This window comes from Curvibacter sp. EU05-FHT14A10, assembly GCF_058791075.1.
The window spans coordinates 102,570-116,904 of sequence record NZ_JBYTDE010000010.1 but is presented as its reverse complement, the minus strand read 5'-3'; the positions used below and the strand labels follow the sequence as shown (position 1 = coordinate 116,904).

Below are 14,335 nucleotides of genomic sequence, written 5' to 3'. Positions count from 1 at the left end.
ATTGCAGTCCGATCAGAGCAGGTGGGCCACGCCGGCTTGCTCGTCGGTCAATTCCTTCAGGGTCTTGTCGATGCATTCTTGCGAGAAGGCGTCGACATCCAGACCTTGAACGATCTTGTACTCACCGTTTTCGGTGGTGACCGGGAAGCCGAACATGACGTCCTTGGGGATGCCGTAAGAGCCATCCGACGGGATGCCCATGGTGACCCACTTGCCGTTGGTGCCCAGGGCCCAGTCGCGCATGTGGTCGATGGCAGCGTTGGCAGCCGAGGCAGCCGACGACAGGCCACGGGCGGCGATGATGGCGGCACCACGCTTGCCCACGGTCGGCAGGAAGGTTTCGCGGTTCCAGGTTTCGTCGTTGATCATGGCCTTGACCGACTCACCACCGATGGTGGCGAAGCGGTAGTCGGCGTACATGGTGGGCGAGTGGTTGCCCCAAACGGCCAATTTTTCGATGTCCGACACGGCCTTGCCAGTCTTGGCAGCCAGTTGCGAGGCAGCGCGGTTGTGGTCCAGGCGCAGCATGGCAGTGAAGTTCTTGGCCGGCAGATCCGGGGCCGACTTCATGGCGATGTAAGCGTTGGTGTTGGCGGGGTTGCCGACCACGAGCACCTTGACGTTGCGCGAAGCCACGGCGTTCAGGGCCTTGCCCTGGCCAATGAAGATGGCGCCGTTGACGGCCAGCAGCTCGGCACGTTCCATGCCCGGGCCACGCGGACGCGAACCCACCAGCAGGGCGTAGTCGGTGTCCTTGAAGGCGGTCATCGGATCGCTGTGGGCTTCAATGCCGGCCAGCAGCGGGAAGGCGCAGTCTTCCAGTTCCATGATCACGCCCTTGAGCGCGTTCTGGGCCTTTTCATCGGGGATTTCCAGCAATTGCAGGATCACCGGCTGGTCCTTGCCCAGCATTTCGCCGGAGGCGATGCGGAACAGCAGGGCGTAACCAATTTGGCCTGCGGCGCCGGTAACGGCAACACGGACGGGCTTTTTGCTCATGAGGAACTCCAGGAGGTTGTGTAAAACGGGTGTCGCCACAGTGCTGGACCTGTCCCAGGAACTAGCGTCCGAGCCTGCGAAACAGCACAAGAGTGTACTCTCGTTACAGCACCTCGGTCAATTTGTCTTATGTCTTATATAAGATATGATGCGAGCCCGCGCCACGTTGAAAAATAACGCGGACCTCGCCCAGCCCGATGCCACCCGACACCACCATGCCACCGCCCTCACTGAGCCCATCCGACGCCAGTTCCCCGGACGCCGGCGGCATGGTCACCCCCGCCTTCAGTCCACTGTACCAACAGATCAAAGGCCTGATCCTGCAAAGCCTCCAGGCGGGCGACTGGAAACCCGGCGAGTCCATCCCCAGCGAGATGGACCTGGCTGCACGTTACCGCGTGAGCCAAGGCACGGTGCGCAAGGCCATCGACGAACTGGCTGCCGACAACCTGGTGGTGCGCCGCCAGGGCAAGGGCACCTTCGTGGCGACCCACGCCGAACAGCATGTTCAATACCGCTTCCTGAAACTCAAGCCCGATGTGGGCGACATCGCCGCCGAAGGCCCTGCACAGCGCACCATCATCGAGTGCCGCCGGGCCCGGGCCAGCGCCGAAGTGGCCCGCCCCCTGGCCCTGCGCAGCGGTGACGCCGTGCTGCAGGTGCGCAGGATCCTCGCCTTTGGTGGTGTCCCCACCATCCTGGAAGACCTGTGGCTGCCGGGCCAGGCTTTCAAGGGCCTGACAGCCGAGCAAATGGCTCAGTTTCATGGGGCCACTTACGCGATGTTCGAGCTCGAATTTGGCGTGCGCATGGTGCGCGCCGAAGAAAAAATCAAGGCCGTGCTGCCCGACGAAACACAGGCCAGCCTGCTGCAGATCAGCCCTCAAACCCCGCTGCTGAGCGTGGAACGCGTGGCCTACACCTACAACAACGCCCCCATGGAACTGCGGCGCGGTCTTTACCGAACTGATACCCATCACTACAGGAACGAACTCAACTAAAGAAAGAAGCGGCACCAACTTGATGAGAAACGTCGAAAATAGGCACCGACCCAAGCCCCCCATTGCTGCATTGCAATAGAATTTTGGGTCGATCGCATTTACGAAATTACAGAGCAGTTACATCCACGAAAGCACATCCAATGTCCGAACTCGCAAAAAAGCGGCCAGAGTTCCGCAACATCAACGCCTTCAAGGACCTGACCACCTACCGCCTGCCTCCGGCCGGTTGGGTGTCGATTCTTCACCGCGCCAGTGGCGTCATCATGTTCTTGCTGATGCCTTTCATCATCTGGATGTTTGACGCTTCCGTCTCCTCCGAAATTTCGTTTTCGAAGTTCAAGGCCGCTTTCAACAGCGGCCTTGGTTTTGTTCCGGGCGTGTTCATCAAGCTGGTGGCTCTGGCCCTCATCTGGGCCTACCTGCACCACTTCATCGCCGGCCTGCGTCACCTCTACATGGATGTGAACCACGCCGTGAGCAAAGAGTTCGGCAAGAGCTCCGCCCTCGTGACCCTCACCCTGAGCATTGGCCTGACCCTGGTGCTGGGTGCCAAGCTGTTCGGCCTCTACTGATTACACAGGAGCAACAACCCATGTCCGTCAACTACGGCTCCAAGCGCATCGTCGTCGGTGCTCACTATGGTCTGCGCGACTGGCTGGCCCAGCGCATCACCGGCGGCCTGATGGCCCTGTTCACGATCATCGTGCTGGCTCAGGTGCTTCTGGGCTCCGGCCCCATCGGCTACGACAAGTGGGCCGGCATCTTCTCGGCCCAATGGATGAAGGCCCTGACCTTCTCGGTCATCATCGCCCTGCTCTACCACGTCTGGATTGGCGTGCGTGACATCTTCATGGACTACGTCAAGCCCGTCGGTCTCCGTCTCACCCTGCAAATCTTCTCCATTGTCTGGCTCGTCAGCTGCGCTGGTTGGGCGATTCAAATCCTGTGGAGACTGTAAAAAATGACTTACTCGAAATCTGGCATCACCACCCGCAAGTTTGACGTCGTCATCGTGGGGGCCGGCGGCTCCGGCATGCGCGCATCGCTGCAACTGGCCCGTGCAGGCCTGAATGTGGCCGTTCTGTCCAAAGTGTTCCCGACCCGCTCGCACACCGTGGCGGCTCAAGGCGGCATTGGCGCCTCGCTGGGCAACATGTCCGAAGACAACTGGCACTATCACTTCTACGACACCATCAAGGGCTCCGACTGGCTCGGCGACCAGGATGCGATCGAGTTCATGTGCCAGGAAGCGCCCAAGGTGGTTTATGACCTTGAGCACATGGGCATGCCTTTCGACCGCAACCCAGACGGCACCATCTATCAGCGCCCCTTTGGCGGCCACACCGCCAACTACGGCGAAAAGCCGGTGCAACGTGCCTGCGCAGCCGCTGACCGCACGGGTCACGCCATGCTGCACACGCTGTACCAGCAGAACGTCAAGGCCAAGACCAGCTTCTTCGTCGAGTGGATGGCCCTGGACCTGATCCGCGACGCCGAAGGCGACGTGGTCGGCGTGACCGCCCTCGAAATGGAAACCGGCGACCTGCATGTGCTGCACGCCAAGACCGTGCTGCTGGCCACCGGCGGTGCCGGCCGCATCTTCGCAGCCTCCACCAACGCCTTCATCAACACCGGTGACGGCCTGGGCATGGCTGCCCGTGCAGGCATCGCGCTGCAAGACATGGAGTTCTGGCAGTTCCACCCCACCGGCGTGGCCGGTGCTGGCGTGCTGCTGACCGAAGGTTGCCGTGGCGAAGGCGCGATTCTGCTCAACAGCAATGGCGAACGCTTCATGGAACGCTATGCGCCGACCCTGAAGGATCTGGCCCCGCGTGACTTCGTGTCGCGCTCGATGGACCAGGAAATCAAGGAAGGCCGTGGCTGCGGTCCCAACAAGGACTACATCCTGTTGAAGCTGGACCACCTGGGTGCCGAGACCATCCACAAGCGCCTGCCCTCGGTGTACGAAATCGGCGTGAACTTTGCCAACGTCGACATCACCCGCGAGCCGATCCCGGTCGTGCCCACCATCCACTATCAGATGGGCGGTATCTCGACCAACGTCAATGGTCAGGTCGTGGTTCAGAACGGTGATGTCCACAACCAGGTCGTCAATGGCCTGTATGCCGTCGGTGAATGCTCCTGCGTGTCGGTGCACGGCGCCAACCGCCTGGGCACCAACTCGCTGCTTGACCTGCTGGTGTTCGGCCGCGCGGCCGGCAACCACATCGTCGAGTTCGCCAGCCGCACCAAGTCGCACAAGCCGCTGCCGACCGATGCGGCCGATTACACGCTGGAGCGCCTGAACCGCCTGGACAACGCCAAGAGCGGCGAATACGCCCAGGACGTGGCCAACGACATCCGCGCTGCCATGCAGCAGCACGCCGGCGTGTTCCGCACCCAGGCGAGCATGGATGAAGGCGTGGTCAAGATCGCCGAACTGCGCGAACGCGCCAAGAGCGTGGGTCTGTCCGACAACTCCAAGGTGTTCAACACCGCGCGCATCGAAGCGCTGGAAGTCGACAACCTGATCGAAGCCGCCCAGGCCACCATGGTCTCGGCCGCTGCCCGCCGTGAATGCCGTGGCGCCCACACCGTGGACGACTACGAACACCCGGCCGATCACCCCACGGCACCGCTGGGCCGCGACGACGCCAACTGGATGAAGCACACCCTGTGGCACAGCGCTTCCAACAGCCTGACCTACAAGCCCGTGAACCTGAAGCCGCGCACCGTTGAATCCGTGCCGCCCAAGGTCCGCACGTTCTGATCCGTCCCGCACGAAAGCCCACGATATGACGAAACGTACTTTTCAGATCTACCGCTACGATCCGGACAAGGATGCCAAGCCCTACATGCAGACCATCGAGATCGAACTCGACGGTCACGAGCGCATGCTGCTGGACGCCCTGATCAAGCTCAAGGCCCAAGACCCCAGCATCGCCTTCCGCCGCTCCTGCCGCGAAGGTGTTTGTGGCTCTGATGCCATGAACATCAACGGCAAGAATGGTCTGGCCTGCCTGACCAACATGAACACGCTCAAGGGCGTGATCACGCTCAAGCCGCTGCCCGGCCTGCCGGTCATCCGCGACCTGATCGTGGACATGACCCAGTTCTTCAAGCAGTACAACTCGATCAAGCCTTACCTGATCAACGACAACGTGCCGCCCGAGAAAGAGCGCCTGCAGTCGCCCGAAGAGCGCGAAGAGCTCAACGGCCTGTACGAGTGCATTCTGTGCGCCAGCTGCTCGACCAGCTGCCCCAGCTTCTGGTGGAACCCCGACAAGTTCGTGGGCCCCGCCGGTCTGCTGCAGGCCTATCGCTTCATTGCGGACAGCCGCGATGAAGCCACCACCGAGCGCCTGGACAACCTCGAAGATCCGTACCGCCTGTTCCGCTGCCACACCATCATGAACTGCGTCGACGTCTGCCCCAAGGGCCTGAACCCGACCAAGGCGATTGGCAAGATCAAGGAACTGATGGTCCGTCGGGCCGTTTGATGGTTCAGGCATGACACTTGATCTGCCCAGTCACCTCGGAGATGACGGCGAGCTCGCTCAGCGGGCTGCCGACGAGCCCTTGGGTGAACGTGCCTACAGCAAGCTGCAGTGGCGCTGCCGTCGCGGCCTGCTGGAAAACGACCTGTTCATCGAGAAGTTCTTCACCCGGCACGGCGCTCACCTCACCGTGGGCCACGCCCGGGGCATGTATGCCTTGATGGACTTGGCAGACAACGATCTGCTCGACCTGCTGCTGCGCCGCAAGCCGCTTGCCGAGACATTGGACACTGAAGAAGTGCGTGCAGTACTGGCCCTGCTGACCCCCTGAGGCCTCATCAAAGGCCTGGCAGAGCCCCCACCCAAGACGGGCAAATTACTCTAGGAAAGTGCATATGAAGCTAGCTGACAATAAAGCCACCCTGTCGTTCAGCAACGGCAGCCCCAGCGTTGACCTGCCGGTCTACCACGGCAACATCGGTCCGGACGTCATCGACATCCGCAAGCTGTACGCCCAGACCGGCATGTTCACCTACGACCCGGGCTTTCTGTCGACGGCCTCGTGCCAGTCGGCCATCACCTACATCGATGGCGACAAGGGCGAACTGCTGTACCGCGGCTACCCCATCGAGCAGTTGGCCGTGAACTGCGACTTCCTGGAAACCTGCCACCTGCTGCTGTACGGTGAACTGCCGAACGCCACGCAAAAGTCTGACTTCACCAACCGTGTCACCCAGCACACGATGGTGAACGAACAGATGCAGTTCTTCCTGCGTGGTTTCCGCCGTGATGCCCACCCGATGGCTGTGCTGACCGGTCTGGTGGGTGGTCTGTCGGCCTTCTATCACGACAGCACCGACATCAACAACCCTGAGCACCGCGAAATCGCTGCCATCCGCCTGATCGCCAAGCTGCCGACCCTGGTCGCCATGGCGTACAAGTACAGCGTGGGCCAGCCTTTCATGTACCCGAAGAACGACCTGTCGTACGCCGGCAACTTCCTGCGCATGATGTTCGCCACCCCGTGCGAAGAGTACAAGGTGAACCCGGTGATCGAGCGCGCGCTCGACCGCATCTTCATCCTGCACGCTGACCACGAGCAAAACGCCTCCACCTCGACCGTGCGTCTGTGCGGCTCGTCGGGCACCAACCCGTTCGCCGCCATCGCGGCTGGCGTGGCCTGCCTGTGGGGCCCTGCCCACGGTGGCGCCAACGAAGCCTGCCTGAACATGCTGGAAGAAATCCAGGCCATGGGCGGTGTGGCCAAGGTCGGTGAGTTCATGGAAAAGGTGAAGGACAAGAACTCGGGCGTGCGCCTGATGGGCTTCGGTCACCGCGTGTACAAGAACTACGACCCGCGCGCCAAGCTGATGCAGGAAACCTGCAACGAGGTGCTGGAAGCCCTGGGCCTGGAAAACGACCCGCTGTTCAAGCTGGCCAAGGAACTCGAACGCATCGCCCTGTCGGACGACTACTTCGTGTCGCGCAAGCTGTACCCGAACGTCGACTTCTACTCGGGCATCGTGCAACGTGCCATCGGCATCCCGGTCAGCCTGTTCACCGCCATCTTCGCGCTGGCCCGCACCGTGGGCTGGATCGCCCAGTTGAACGAAATGATCGGCGACCCCGAGTACAAGATCGGCCGTCCGCGCCAGCTGTTCACCGGCTCGCCCCGTCGCGACGTCCAGCCCCTGGGCCAACGTTGATGACCCCGGCACAGGCCACCTCGGTGGCCCGTGTCTGAAGGCCTCAAGCCTGACCAAGCCCGCCACCCGGCGGGCTTTTTTCATGGGGCTTCGCCAAAGCGCTCGCGGTAGGCCTGGGGGGTCACACCCAAGCGGCGGATGAACAAGGCCCGCAGCGCCTGCTCGGATTGGAAGCCCACCCGCACCGCCACCGCCTTGACGGGCAGACCGGCGCCCTCCTCCAGCAAGCGCCGGGCCCCCTCCAGGCGGGCTGTCTCGATGAATTCGGATGGGCTTTGCCCGCACTCCTGTGCGAACACGCGGCGGAAGTTGCGCTCGCTCATCGCCGCCTGCGAGGCCAGCAGCGCCAGGCTGATCGGCTGGTCCAGGTGCGACAGCACCCAGGCCTGCACCTCGCGGATGCCGGGGTGGCGCGTGGCCTGGCTGGCCAGGTGCACGCTGAATTGCGACTGCCCGCCGGGGCGCTTCAGGTACATCACCAAATCACGCGCCACCTCCAGGGCCAGGGCATGGCCGAAGTCCTCTTCGACCAGGGCCAGGGCCAGATCGATGCCGGCCGTCACCCCGGCCGACGTCCAGAACTTGCCGCTGCGCACATAAATCGCATCCGGATCGACCTGCACCTGGGGAAATCGCTGGCGCAGCAACTCGGTCACGCTCCAGTGCGTGGCCGCGGGCCGGCCATCGAGCAGCCCGGCCGCCGCCAGAAAAAAGCACCCGGAACACAAGGCCACCATGCGCCCGACCTCCGGGGCAGTGCGGGCCGCCCAGGCCACCAGGCCGGGTGAGGCCTGCAGGGCCTGCTCGATGTGCCTGGAACCCACGATCAAGGCCACGTCAGGCACCGGCCCGACACCGGCCTGGCGCGTCGCCTCCAGGGCCATGACGGTGTCCGAACGCACCAGGCCCGTCTGCTCGGCCACCACCGACACCAGGTAGCCCGGTCCCAAGCCGCGCCGGGCCAGGTGCAGATTGGCATAGTCAAAGACCGACAAGGGCCCCACCGCCTCCAGGGCCTTGAAGCCGGGGTAGACGACGATGTCCACGGTGAACGGAGCGGAGGCTGGCAGTGAGGACATGGGCAACAAGCGGGCAGGAAAACAGCGTGAAACGACAAGGCCACGGCGCAGCCATCGACCGGGCTGAATGGCCGACGGCCAATCTAGCGATGGCAGCGGCCAAATTGTGCGGCACTTCCAGCCCGTCCCCCGCAAGAGCGGCCGACTTCGGTAGAGTGCGCCACCAGACACCTCTTCTTTCCTGAACACCCCCGGAGCCCACCATGAAAACGCGTGCCGCCGTCGCCTGGCAAGCTGGCCAGCCCCTCACCATCGAAACCGTCGACCTGCAAGGCCCCAAGTTTGGCGAAGTGCTGGTCGAGATCAAGGCCACCGGCATCTGCCACACCGACTACTACACCTTGTCGGGCGCCGACCCCGAAGGCATCTTCCCGGCCATCCTGGGCCATGAGGGCGCCGGCATCGTGGTCGATGTGGGCCCGGGCGTGACCACCCTCAAAAAGGGCGATCACGTGATCCCGCTCTACACACCGGAATGCCGCCAGTGCAAGTTCTGCCTGTCGCGCAAGACCAACCTGTGCCAGTTGATCCGCGGCACCCAGGGCAAGGGCCTGATGCCTGACGCCACCAGCCGCTTCAGCCTGGACGGCCAGCCCATCTTCCACTACATGGGCACCAGCACCTTCAGCAACTTCACCGTGGCCCCGGAGATCTCGCTGGCCAAGATCCGCGAAGATGCACCGTTCGACAAGGTTTGCTACATCGGGTGCGGCGTCACCACCGGGATCGGTGCCGTGATCTTCACGGCCAAGGTCGAGGCAGGCGCCAATGTGGTGGTGTTCGGCCTGGGCGGCATCGGCCTGAACGTGATCCAGGGCGCCAAGATGGTCGGCGCCGACAAGATCATCGGGGTCGACATCAACCCGGCCCGCCAGGAAATGGCGCGCCAGTTCGGCATGACCCACTTCATCAACCCCAAGGAAGTCGAAAACGTGGTGGACGCCATCGTGCAGTTGACCGATGGCGGTGCCGACTACAGCTTCGAATGCATCGGCAACACCCAGGTCATGCGCCAGGCCCTGGAATGCACCCACAAGGGCTGGGGCCGCAGCATCATCATCGGCGTGGCCGAGGCTGGCGCCGAAATCAGCACCCGGCCCTTCCAACTGGTCACCGGCCGCAAATGGGAAGGCTCGGCCTTCGGCGGCGCCCGTGGCCGCACCGACGTGCCCAAGATCGTCGACTGGTACATGGAGGGCAAGATCAACATCGACGCTCTGATCACCCACACCATGCCGCTCGAAGACATCAACAAGGGCTTCGACCTGATGAAGCGCGGCGAATCGATCCGCGGCGTGGTGCTCTACTGACACCGACAACGGCCATGACGCTTGAAACCCTCAGCCAGCACCGCTGCTTTGGCGGCGTGCAACGCTTCTACCGCCACGCCTCCAGCACCATCGGTCTGCCGATGCGCTTTTCGGTCTACCTTCCCCCGCAGGCCGAGACCGGCCCGGTGCCGGTGCTGCTGTACCTGGCCGGGCTGACCTGCACCGAAGAGACCTTCATGATCAAGGCCGGTGCCCAGCGCGTGGCCGCCGAACTGGGCGTGGCCCTGGTCACGCCCGACACCAGCCCGCGCGGCGCCGGTGTGCCGGGTGAGGCCGAAGCCTGGGATTTCGGGGTGGGCGCCGGCTTCTACCTCGATGCCACCCAGGCCCCCTGGTCCACCCATTGGCGCATGGAAAGCTACCTGCTCGACGAGCTGTTGCCCTTGCTGGGCACCCTGCAAGGGCTGGACGTGACACGCGTCGGCATCACCGGCCATTCGATGGGTGGGCATGGGGCCCTGACCCTGGCGCTGCGCCACCCAGGCCGCTTCCGCTCACTGTCGGCCCTGGCGCCCATCTGCGCCCCCACCCGCTGTCCCTGGGGCGAGAAGGCCTTCACCGGCTACCTGGGGCCAGACCGCCAGCACTGGTCGGCCCACGACGCCACCGAACTGATGAGCACCCGCAACGCGCCGCTGCTGCCGCAGGACATCCTGATCGACCAGGGTCTGGCCGACAACTTCCTGGCCGAGCAATTGCACCCGCACCTGTTCGAGGCGGCCTGCGCCCAGGTGGGCCAAGGCCTGCAGTTGCGCCGCCACGAAGGCTATGACCACGGCTACTACTTCGTGAGCAGCGTGATCGAGAGCCACCTGCGTCACCACGCCGCCACGCTTTGCGCCTGAACGCGCTGCCGCACCACGTGGTTTGACGCAAGGCTCAGGGGCCGGTTGCATCGGCCTCCATAATGCGTCTCATGCGTTCAAGACGACCGTTCAGCACTTACCCACCGAGGCCCTGCCTCGCCGTTTGCGGGCAGGCAGGGGCACTGCCAGGCCTGCTGACGGGCCTGTGGTTACTGCCGGCACTGGCATTGGCACAGGCCGAGGCAGGCGCCCCGCCCGTGGCCCCTGCCCTGCCCCAAGCCCTGGACCTGCGTCTGGCCAACGCCGGCACGGAAGCAGGCGCCACGCCAGCAACGCCAACGCCAGCTGTCGCGTCGGCCCCAGGCGGCCCCGTGTTGTCCGGCGAGGCCCGCACCCCCGGTGTCGGTTTTGAGCCGCCCGAACCCCGCCTCAGCTACCTGCTGGGCGCCGGCCTGCGAAGCAGCCCCAACTACTCAGGGGCAGCCGGCAGCCAGCATCGCATCAGCCCGGTGTGGCTGGTGTCGTACGGACGCTTCAAGCTGAGCACCGGTGGGGCCAACGCCTTGCTGGGTTATGGCGCCGAAATGGGCGGATCGGGCGCCACCGCCACCCTGCTGAGCCTGCGCGACCTCCAGCTCAATGCCTCGCTGGGCTTTGACAACGGGCGCAGCGCCTCTGACGATCCCCGTCTGAGCGGCCTGCCCGATGTACGACGCACCATCACGGGGCGACTGGGCCTGGGCCTGGCACTGGGCTATGGCTGGGCCGTGGGCACCGGCCTGACCCAGGATCTGCTGGGGAGGGACGCTGGCAGCCAGGTCGACACCTCGCTCAGCTACACCTGGCAAGCCACGCCACGCACCCGATTGGTGCTTGGCGGAGGCACCAGTTGGGGGAATGGCACCTACATGAACAGCCACTACGGCGTGCCAACCGGCGCCTCGTCACTGCCCGCCTACCAGGCCGGGGCGGGCTTTTACAGCCGCTCGATCGGCCTGAGTTTCACCAGCGCGCTGACCTCCCAATGGCTGGTTTACGGGGGCCTGGGCGGAACCCAGTTGCGGGGCCCGGCCCGTGCCAGCCCATTGACGCAGCGTCCGAACAGCCTGTCCGCCAACCTGGGCGTGGCCTACCGTTACCGTTGAGCTGAGGCGCCGACGCCCCTCAATGGCCGGTCCGCTCGGCGCACACATCGAGCACGGTTCCCGCCACCCGGCGAGGCAGGGGCCCGGGTTCATCGTCAAACAACCCGGGCTGACGCCCAGCCAGCTCGGGATGGTGCATGAAGCGCGACAAGTCCAGTTCCACCCGCTCGCGGTTCAGCCCCAGGCGGGTGCAGGCGCGGGCAAAGCGCTGACTCAGCAAATCAGCCCACAGGCCCTGCCCCTTCATGCGGGTTGAAAAATCACCTGCCGAATCATGCCCGCCGCGGTGGTCGCGCAAGCGGGCCAGCACGCGGGCGGCCCGATCCGGGTAATGCAGCTGAAGCCACTCGGTGAACACCTCGCGCAACTCCCATGGCAGGCGCAGCACCGTGTAGAAAGCCGAGCGCGCACCCGCCTCGGTGGCTGCGGCCAGCACCTGCTCCATGTCTTCGTTGAGGAAGGGGATCTGCGGCGCCACACTCACGCCCACGGGCACGCCCGCCTCGGCCAGCGTGCGGATCGTGCGCAGGCGCCGTTGCGGTGACGCGGCCCGGGGCTCCAGGCGGCGCGCCAGGTCGGCATCCAGGGTGGTGATGGTCACATACACCGCCACCAGGCCCTGGTGTGCCATGGGTGCCAGCAAATCCAGATCGCGCTCGACCAGACTGGCCTTGGTGATCAGCGAGAACGGGTGCTGGTGCCGCTGCAAGACCTCGATCACGCGTCGCGTCAGGCGCAGCTCGCGCTCCACAGGCTGGTAGCAATCGGTGGCCGAGCCCAGGTTGGTCATGCGGGGCCGGTAGCTGGACCGGGACAAGGCCTGCTCCAGCAGCTCGGGCAGGTTGTGCTTGGCCACGATGCGGGTCTCGAAGTCCAGCCCGGGCGAGTACCCCAGGTAGCTGTGGGTGGGCCGCGCATAGCAATAGCTGCAACCGTGCTCACACCCCCGATAGGGGTTGATGGCCTGATCAAACGCAATGTCGGGGGAGTCGTTGCGGCTCAAGGCACTGCGTGCGGTCTCGGTGATGACCTCGGTGGCGGGCCGGGCGCCCTCAAGTTCGCCCGCCTCACGATCGGACCAGCCATCATCCAGCCACTCGCGCTGGTCTTTGCTGAAGCGGTGGGGCACGGCACTGGACACCCCCCGCCCCTTCAGCACCTGCACAGGCCTGGGCACGATGGGGGGCGGGTCGAAATCGTCCATGAGGGCTCCAATAACTGTATTTTTATACAGTTTATCGGAAAGCCCGACACGTTGGTCAGCCCTGCTGCGGGCAGGGATTCAGCTCAATGGCCGCCAGCCGCCATGTTCACCGGCCCGCTCATGCCGCGCTGCAGAAACCAGGCACAAGCCGCTGCCAACAGCATGGGCACCAGCATCAGCCGGAAGATGTCGGGCATGGCAAGGCCACCGCTGATCATGATTCCCACCATGCTGGCCCCCGTCAACGATCCCACGCGAGACAAGGTGGCAGCCCAGCCCACGCCGGCTCCCCGCATGTAGGTCGGGTAGACCGAAGCGGCCACGGCCTGCAGGCCCACCACCGGACCGGCCACGCAAAAGCCGCTCAGCAAGGTCACCGGAATGAACCACGTCGTGCCCACCGCGGCCGTCAACAACCAGGTGGTCAAGCCACCGAGGACGAACACCGAACCCAGCCAGACCGCCGGGCGCAGCCGACGCAGGGCCAGCGCCGTGCTCACTGAACCGATCAAAGCGCCGATCTGAAAGCTGGACGCCAGCTTCGAGGCCTGGGCTGGATCGATGCCCCCCAGGTGCAACAGCGAAGGCAGCCAGCTGGCAATCGTGTAGAAGCTCAGCAACACAGTGAAATTCATGCCCCACAGGGCCATCGTGACGGCCGCAAAGCGCCCCCGGAACAATTCAGTCACCCGGGCTTTGGGGCCGGCCTGGGGGTTCTCGTGGCTGACAAAGGCGGTGCGGCTGAACTCGCGCCCCGGGAACAGCCTGTCCATGGCCGCCGGCACCCCTGCCGCGCGTTGAGGACGCAAGGCCATGTAGCGCGGCGACTCAGGCATCCACGCGGCCAGCAGCACGATCATGGCAATCGGCACCACCCCGCCAATGAGCATGATGCCCTCCCAACCCACCTGGTGCAGGTAGGCACCGGTGATCAGGCCAGCCAACACCGAGCCCGTGAGAAAGCCACTGAAAACAATGGCCAGGATCGTCGAGCGCGAGCGGGCCGGTGTCAGCTCGGCGCACAAGGTGGACAAGGCAGGCAGCGCCGCACCGATGCCGGCGCCGGTGGCAAAGCGCCACAGCATCAGTTCGGTGTAGCCCTTGGACATGGCGACACCAATGCAGGCCACACCAAAGATCAGCACGCTGATCACGCTGACCCGCTTGCGGCCGTACACATCGCAGAGCATGCCGCCCACGAAGGAACTGAGCAGCAGCCCCCCCATGCCGGCAGCAAACAGACCCGACACCTCGGTGCTGCTCAGTTGGAAGGCCTTGACCATCGAAGGCACCAGAAAGCCGATGGCGGCGGTGTCAAAGCCTTCGATGGTGATGAAAAGAAAGATCAGGAAGAAGATCACCAGCCGGCGAAAGCCCAGCGGCGATTGCTCGATGACCTCGACAAGATCGAGGGTAGGCAACTTGGACAAGATGGTTCCTTGGACGGACCAGGCCGCCACGGGCCTGGAGTGGAGAAGATCGGGGGCGGGGACCATCGGCCAGGGGTCGCCACGGGGGGGGGAGCCCTGCCCGGCCACCACCACCGATTTGAGAAGGCCTTAGAGTT

At 64.4% G+C, this 14,335-nt stretch carries 14 protein-coding genes; 10 read left to right on the top strand and 4 right to left on the bottom strand.

The window, feature by feature from the left end:
* Window positions 1-12: 12 nt before the first annotated feature.
* A complete protein-coding gene (locus tag AC3WUT_RS19485; protein ID WP_492348743.1) occupies window positions 13-999 on the bottom strand; it encodes a malate dehydrogenase in 987 nt (328 codons plus the stop codon).
* 215 nt (window positions 1,000-1,214) lie between these two features.
* Between AC3WUT_RS19485 and AC3WUT_RS19480 the strand changes: the two genes are divergently transcribed.
* The 7 genes from AC3WUT_RS19480 to AC3WUT_RS19450 all read left to right on the top strand — a co-directional run bounded on the left by AC3WUT_RS19480 (window position 1,215) and on the right by AC3WUT_RS19450 (window position 7,203).
* Window positions 1,215-2,000: a GntR family transcriptional regulator gene (locus tag AC3WUT_RS19480; protein WP_492348742.1), complete on the top strand. Its 786-nt coding sequence runs from the start codon at window positions 1,215-1,217 to the stop codon at window positions 1,998-2,000.
* 140 nt (window positions 2,001-2,140) lie between these two features.
* On the top strand, window positions 2,141-2,572 hold the full coding sequence (gene sdhC, locus AC3WUT_RS19475; RefSeq protein ID WP_492348741.1) for a succinate dehydrogenase, cytochrome b556 subunit: 432 nt from the start codon (window positions 2,141-2,143) through the stop codon (window positions 2,570-2,572).
* Window positions 2,573-2,592: 20 nt separating this feature from the next.
* Complete coding sequence (gene sdhD, locus AC3WUT_RS19470) at window positions 2,593-2,958, top strand: succinate dehydrogenase, hydrophobic membrane anchor protein (protein ID WP_492348740.1); 366 nt, start codon at window positions 2,593-2,595, stop codon at window positions 2,956-2,958.
* A gap of 3 nt (window positions 2,959-2,961) precedes the next feature.
* Window positions 2,962-4,770: a succinate dehydrogenase flavoprotein subunit gene (gene sdhA / locus AC3WUT_RS19465; protein WP_492348739.1), complete on the top strand. Its 1,809-nt coding sequence runs from the start codon at window positions 2,962-2,964 to the stop codon at window positions 4,768-4,770.
* A 25-nt stretch (window positions 4,771-4,795) separates the two neighbouring features.
* Window positions 4,796-5,500, top strand: a complete 705-nt coding sequence (locus AC3WUT_RS19460) for a succinate dehydrogenase iron-sulfur subunit (RefSeq protein ID WP_019574360.1) — start codon at window positions 4,796-4,798, stop codon at window positions 5,498-5,500.
* Window positions 5,501-5,510: 10 nt separating this feature from the next.
* Window positions 5,511-5,828 (top strand): FAD assembly factor SdhE, encoded by a 318-nt coding sequence (locus AC3WUT_RS19455; protein ID WP_492348738.1) that lies wholly within the window; start codon window positions 5,511-5,513, stop codon window positions 5,826-5,828.
* A 64-nt stretch (window positions 5,829-5,892) separates the two neighbouring features.
* Window positions 5,893-7,203, top strand: coding sequence for a citrate synthase (locus AC3WUT_RS19450; RefSeq protein WP_492348737.1), 1,311 nt, complete (start codon window positions 5,893-5,895; stop codon window positions 7,201-7,203).
* An 80-nt stretch (window positions 7,204-7,283) separates the two neighbouring features.
* Here the strand turns inward: AC3WUT_RS19450 and AC3WUT_RS19445 are convergent, their stop codons facing one another.
* Window positions 7,284-8,282, bottom strand: coding sequence for a GlxA family transcriptional regulator (locus AC3WUT_RS19445; protein ID WP_492348736.1), 999 nt, complete (start codon window positions 8,280-8,282; stop codon window positions 7,284-7,286).
* Window positions 8,283-8,485: 203 nt separating this feature from the next.
* Between AC3WUT_RS19445 and AC3WUT_RS19440 the strand changes: the two genes are divergently transcribed.
* The 3 genes from AC3WUT_RS19440 to AC3WUT_RS19430 all read left to right on the top strand — a co-directional run bounded on the left by AC3WUT_RS19440 (window position 8,486) and on the right by AC3WUT_RS19430 (window position 11,564).
* On the top strand, window positions 8,486-9,592 hold the full coding sequence (locus AC3WUT_RS19440) for an S-(hydroxymethyl)glutathione dehydrogenase/class III alcohol dehydrogenase (RefSeq protein ID WP_492348735.1): 1,107 nt from the start codon (window positions 8,486-8,488) through the stop codon (window positions 9,590-9,592).
* A 14-nt stretch (window positions 9,593-9,606) separates the two neighbouring features.
* Window positions 9,607-10,458: an S-formylglutathione hydrolase gene (fghA, locus tag AC3WUT_RS19435; protein ID WP_492348734.1), complete on the top strand. Its 852-nt coding sequence runs from the start codon at window positions 9,607-9,609 to the stop codon at window positions 10,456-10,458.
* Between the two features lie 218 nt (window positions 10,459-10,676).
* Complete coding sequence (locus AC3WUT_RS19430) at window positions 10,677-11,564, top strand: MipA/OmpV family protein (protein ID WP_492348733.1); 888 nt, start codon at window positions 10,677-10,679, stop codon at window positions 11,562-11,564.
* A 19-nt stretch (window positions 11,565-11,583) separates the two neighbouring features.
* Here AC3WUT_RS19430 and AC3WUT_RS19425 read toward each other — a convergent pair whose 3' ends face one another.
* Both AC3WUT_RS19425 and AC3WUT_RS19420 read right to left on the bottom strand, forming a co-directional pair.
* Window positions 11,584-12,768, bottom strand: coding sequence for a PA0069 family radical SAM protein (locus AC3WUT_RS19425; protein ID WP_492348732.1), 1,185 nt, complete (start codon window positions 12,766-12,768; stop codon window positions 11,584-11,586).
* 83 nt (window positions 12,769-12,851) lie between these two features.
* Window positions 12,852-14,198, bottom strand: coding sequence for an MFS transporter (locus tag AC3WUT_RS19420; protein WP_492348731.1), 1,347 nt, complete (start codon window positions 14,196-14,198; stop codon window positions 12,852-12,854).
* Between the last annotated feature and the right edge of the window lie 137 nt (window positions 14,199-14,335).

Excerpts from the sequence above, each read along its gene's own strand:
- AC3WUT_RS19485 (WP_492348743.1), bottom strand. The coding sequence starts at position 999 with ATGAGCAAAAAGCCCGTCCGTGTTGCCGTTACCGGCGCCGCAGGCCAA.
- AC3WUT_RS19480 (WP_492348742.1), top strand. The coding sequence starts at position 1,215 with ATGCCACCGCCCTCACTGAGCCCATCCGACGCCAGTTCCCCGGACGCC.
- sdhC (WP_492348741.1), top strand. The coding sequence starts at position 2,141 with ATGTCCGAACTCGCAAAAAAGCGGCCAGAGTTCCGCAACATCAACGCC.
- sdhD (WP_492348740.1), top strand. The coding sequence starts at position 2,593 with ATGTCCGTCAACTACGGCTCCAAGCGCATCGTCGTCGGTGCTCACTAT.
- sdhA (WP_492348739.1), top strand. The coding sequence starts at position 2,962 with ATGACTTACTCGAAATCTGGCATCACCACCCGCAAGTTTGACGTCGTC.
- AC3WUT_RS19460 (WP_019574360.1), top strand. The coding sequence starts at position 4,796 with ATGACGAAACGTACTTTTCAGATCTACCGCTACGATCCGGACAAGGAT.
- AC3WUT_RS19455 (WP_492348738.1), top strand. The coding sequence starts at position 5,511 with ATGACACTTGATCTGCCCAGTCACCTCGGAGATGACGGCGAGCTCGCT.
- AC3WUT_RS19450 (WP_492348737.1), top strand. The coding sequence starts at position 5,893 with ATGAAGCTAGCTGACAATAAAGCCACCCTGTCGTTCAGCAACGGCAGC.
- AC3WUT_RS19445 (WP_492348736.1), bottom strand. The coding sequence starts at position 8,282 with ATGTCCTCACTGCCAGCCTCCGCTCCGTTCACCGTGGACATCGTCGTC.
- AC3WUT_RS19440 (WP_492348735.1), top strand. The coding sequence starts at position 8,486 with ATGAAAACGCGTGCCGCCGTCGCCTGGCAAGCTGGCCAGCCCCTCACC.
- fghA (WP_492348734.1), top strand. The coding sequence starts at position 9,607 with ATGACGCTTGAAACCCTCAGCCAGCACCGCTGCTTTGGCGGCGTGCAA.
- AC3WUT_RS19425 (WP_492348732.1), bottom strand. The coding sequence starts at position 12,768 with ATGGACGATTTCGACCCGCCCCCCATCGTGCCCAGGCCTGTGCAGGTG.